Origin of the sequence: Pseudoduganella aquatica (assembly GCF_009857595.1) — a bacterium.
Classification (GTDB): Bacteria; Pseudomonadota; Gammaproteobacteria; order Burkholderiales; family Burkholderiaceae_D; genus Rugamonas; species Rugamonas aquatica_A.
In genome coordinates this window covers 1-3,565 of record NZ_WWCU01000089.1, presented here as the reverse complement: position 1 = coordinate 3,565, position 3,565 = coordinate 1, and the positions used below count along the sequence as shown (strand labels likewise).

The 3,565-nt window shown below is 60.8% G+C and carries 2 protein-coding genes and 1 rRNA gene; all 3 read left to right on the top strand.

Annotated elements, in window-relative coordinates:
- Positions 1-202 precede the first annotated feature (202 nt).
- Positions 203-706 (top strand): DUF3455 domain-containing protein, encoded by a 504-nt coding sequence (locus GTP77_RS29580; protein ID WP_161075724.1) that lies wholly within the window; start codon positions 203-205, stop codon positions 704-706.
- 96 nt (positions 707-802) lie between these two features.
- Positions 803-3,187 carry a penicillin acylase family protein gene (locus GTP77_RS29575; RefSeq protein ID WP_161075723.1) on the top strand — a complete coding sequence of 795 codons (2,385 nt, stop codon included), beginning with the start codon at positions 803-805 and terminating at the stop codon, positions 3,185-3,187.
- A 268-nt stretch (positions 3,188-3,455) separates the two neighbouring features.
- Positions 3,456-3,565: ribosomal RNA gene (locus GTP77_RS29570) — 16S ribosomal RNA — on the top strand; the annotation flags it as partial.

The window sequence follows — 3,565 nt, the reverse complement described above, 5'->3', positions numbered from 1 at the left end:
CCCGAACAGGACCGTGAAACGATTTTGCGCCGATGATAGTGCTGCAACCAGTGTGAAAGTAGGTTATCGTCAGGCTAGTTATAAGCAAAACCCCCTCCGGTGATCCGGTGGGGGTTTTTTGCGTTTACCTGAATCCGTTTTGCGTTTCCTCTCGTATATGTCTTGCGTGCTGGCATCCTGCCGCACTAACCAGGAGATTCCGATGAAACGCATTCTGTTCCTGCTATCCGTTTTTGCAACCGCCGCCCAAGCATCCGAGGGCACGCCGATTGCCGTGCCGGCCGGCCACAAAGCCGTCATGACTGCGCTCGGCGCAGGCGATCTGGCTTATGAGTGCCGCGCGAAAGCCGGCATGCCCGACGCCTACGAATGGGCGTTCATCGGCCCCACCGCCACTCTCTATGACAAAAACAAGACTGCAGTCGGCAAATACTACGGCGGCCCGACCTGGGAAGCCAACGACGGCAGCAAGGTAACCGGCAAGCAGTTGGCTGTCCATCCGTCGCCCACGCCGGGTTCCATTCCTCACCAGCTGGTACAGGCCAGCCCTGCCACCGGCTCCGGCATGATGAGCGGCATAAGCTACATCCAGCGCATCAACACCCAGGGCGGCGTGGCGCCATCCGAAAGCTGCAGCGCGGCCAACGCCGGCGCCAAGCAGATGGTGAAGTACCAGGCCGACTACGTGTTCTACAAAGCTTCGTGATGACAGGCGTGTAGCACGGCACTGGTTTGAGCTTGCGCAAACCGGAGTTGGGCATAGGCAGCGATGATGTTTCGACCTACTGTAGAAAGGTCGCATATGAAACTGCTCAGCCCGCTCCTCCTGTGCACCGTCTTGCTCGCCGCTTGCGGCGACAAGCAAGCTCCCGCCACCGCACCGCTGCCGCCCCAGCCTGCGCCCCGCTTCAGCGCCGACCTGGCACGTACCACCCATGGTGTCGCCCATGTCCGCGCCGACAACTTCATTGGCTTGGGCTATGGCATGGCCTACGCCTATGCCGAGGACAATGTCTGCATGCTGGCCGACAGCATGCTGACCGTGCGCGGCGAGCGCTCGCGCTATTTTGGCGGAGCCGCCATGCCCACCAGGGGCGCCGACGGCGAATACAGCGTGGCCATCGACTACCTCGACGAGCATGGCTTCGATTTGAAAAACGAAGACAGCGATTTCTTCTTCAAGGGCTACCTCGACCTGGAGCAACTGCGCGCCGGCTACGCCGCCGGTAGCCAGGAGATCCGCGATCTGCTGGAGGGCTATGCGGCCGGCTACAACCGCTTCCTGCGCGACCACGCCGGCGCCTTGCCGGCCGCCTGCAACGGCAAGGAGTGGGTACGGCCGATTTCGGTGGACGACCTGTATCTGCTGATAGCGGAAAAGGCGCTGCACGCATCCGGCCAGGTTTTTGCCAGGGAAGTGCTGGCGGCCGCGCGCGATCCCGGTGTCCCGCTGGCGCGCCGCCGCGCCGGCAAGACCGCGCCCAATCCCGCCATGCTGGCCGGACTGTTCAAGCCGCGCATGGCCAGCAACGGCCTGGCTATTGGCAAGGACGCCAGCCAGAACGGGCGTGGCATGTTGCTTGGCAATCCGCACTATCCGTGGACCAGTACCGACCGCTTCTACCAGGTCCACCTGACCGTGAGCGGTTCTTACGATGCGATGGGCGTCATGCTGGGAGGTCTGCCGATAGTCGTGATCGGCTTTAACAAGGACGTGGCGTGGACCCACACCGTCACCAAGGCCGCCCATTTCACCACCTTCCGCCTGGCGCTCGATACCGCTGATCCGTCCGGCACCACATATATGGTCGACGGCGTTCCGGTGAAGATGAGTGCGAAAACGGTGGCTGTGGACATGCTGCAGGCGGACGGCAGTATCGCCAGCAAGCGTAAGGTGTTCTACTTCAGCAAGCACGGCGCGGTGATGGTCAAGCCCGAGGCCGGCGTCAACTGGAGCGCGACGCAGGCTTATGTGCTGGCGGACGCCAACCGCAACAACACACGGTTGCTGGAACAGTGGTTGGCCATAGGGCGGGCGACCAGCATCGCCAGCATGAAGAGTTCGCTTGACCGTATTGCTGGGTTGCCCTGGGTGAACACCGTGGCAGCCGACCGGGATGGCAACACCATGTACGCGGACGCCAGCGTGGTGCCGGCGGTCGCCACCGAGCGTTTCCTGTCGGACTGCCTGGTGTTCCCGGCGCTGCTGTCCTTCGACGGCGCGCGAACCGGTTGCGGCTGGGCGCAGCAAGATGGCGCACCGGACGGGATATTCAATCCGGCCCACGCGCCGGCGCTGATGCGGAGCGACTATGTGGCCAACTCCAACGACGGATACTGGCTGGCCAACTCGAAGTCTTTGTTGCTGGGGCCGCCGCCGTTCGGATATTCGCCCATGTACGGCTCGGTCGGTATCGCGCAAGGGTTGCGCACTCGCATAGGTTTCAGCCAGGTGGATGCTGCGCTGGCGTTGAAGCAGCAGCTGTCGCCGGACGATTTGCGGGAACTGCTGTTTGCCAACCGCATCTATGCGGCGGAACTGGTGCTGCCGGACCTGCTTGCCGGCTGCACCGGTGGCGATGCGGTGCTGGCCGCTGCCTGCCAGGTGCTCGCCGCGTGGGACAGGCGGGCGAATCTGGATAGCCGGGGCGCCATTCTGTTCCGCGAATTCTGGAACAGCGCCGCGCTTATCCCGAACCGGTGGCGCGTGGCCATGAATCCGGACGATCCGGTCAATACGCCGCATGGCGTAGCGCCATCGGCGATGCCAGCGATGCTGAATGCCTTGCGGGCGGCTGCACTCAAGTTGCAAGCGGCGGGCGTTCCGCTGGACGGGAAGCTGGGAGATTACCAGGCCGATATCCGCAATGGCGTCAGGGTGCCGGTACACGGCGGCATCGGTGATATCGACGGTTCCTATAACTCGGTACACATGGGAACGGCCCTGAATGCAGATGGTTATCGCAATATAGTTTGGGGTACAAGCTATATCCAGCTGGTGGGCTTCGACGCCGTTGGGCCGGTAGCGCAAGGGCTGCTGGTGTATGGACAATCAACCGATCCGAAGTCGGCCAACTATGCGGACCAAGTGCCCTTGTACGCCGCCAAGCAATTGGCGCCGCTGCCATTCAGCCAGGAGCAGATACGGGCCGATAGCAATTATCGGAGCAGGGGGTTGACGGAATGAAGACCAAGCCCCATAATCTCGTCTCTCTGCTGCTGAACACAACGATTCAGCAAGAAACGCAGACCTCTTTAAAAATTAACAGTCGATAAGTGTGGGCGTTTGATGATGATGCCGGAAGCGCAAGCTTCTTAGCTCAAATTATTAAACGCTTACACAATATATTAAACGTGACCTTCGAAAGAAGGAATCGTCAGTATTTTGAGTGAGGTGTTACATGCCAGTGGCATGGAACGCAGACAAGTCCATTTATGGACTTTAAACAGAGATTGAACTGAAGAGTTTGATCCTGGCTCAGATTGAACGCTGGCGGCATGCTTTACACATGCAAGTCGAACGGTAACAGGGAGCTTGCTCCGCTGACGAGTGGCGAACGGGTGA

Excerpts from the sequence above, each read along its gene's own strand:
- GTP77_RS29580 (WP_161075724.1), top strand. The coding sequence starts at position 203 with ATGAAACGCATTCTGTTCCTGCTATCCGTTTTTGCAACCGCCGCCCAA.
- GTP77_RS29575 (WP_161075723.1), top strand. The coding sequence starts at position 803 with ATGAAACTGCTCAGCCCGCTCCTCCTGTGCACCGTCTTGCTCGCCGCT.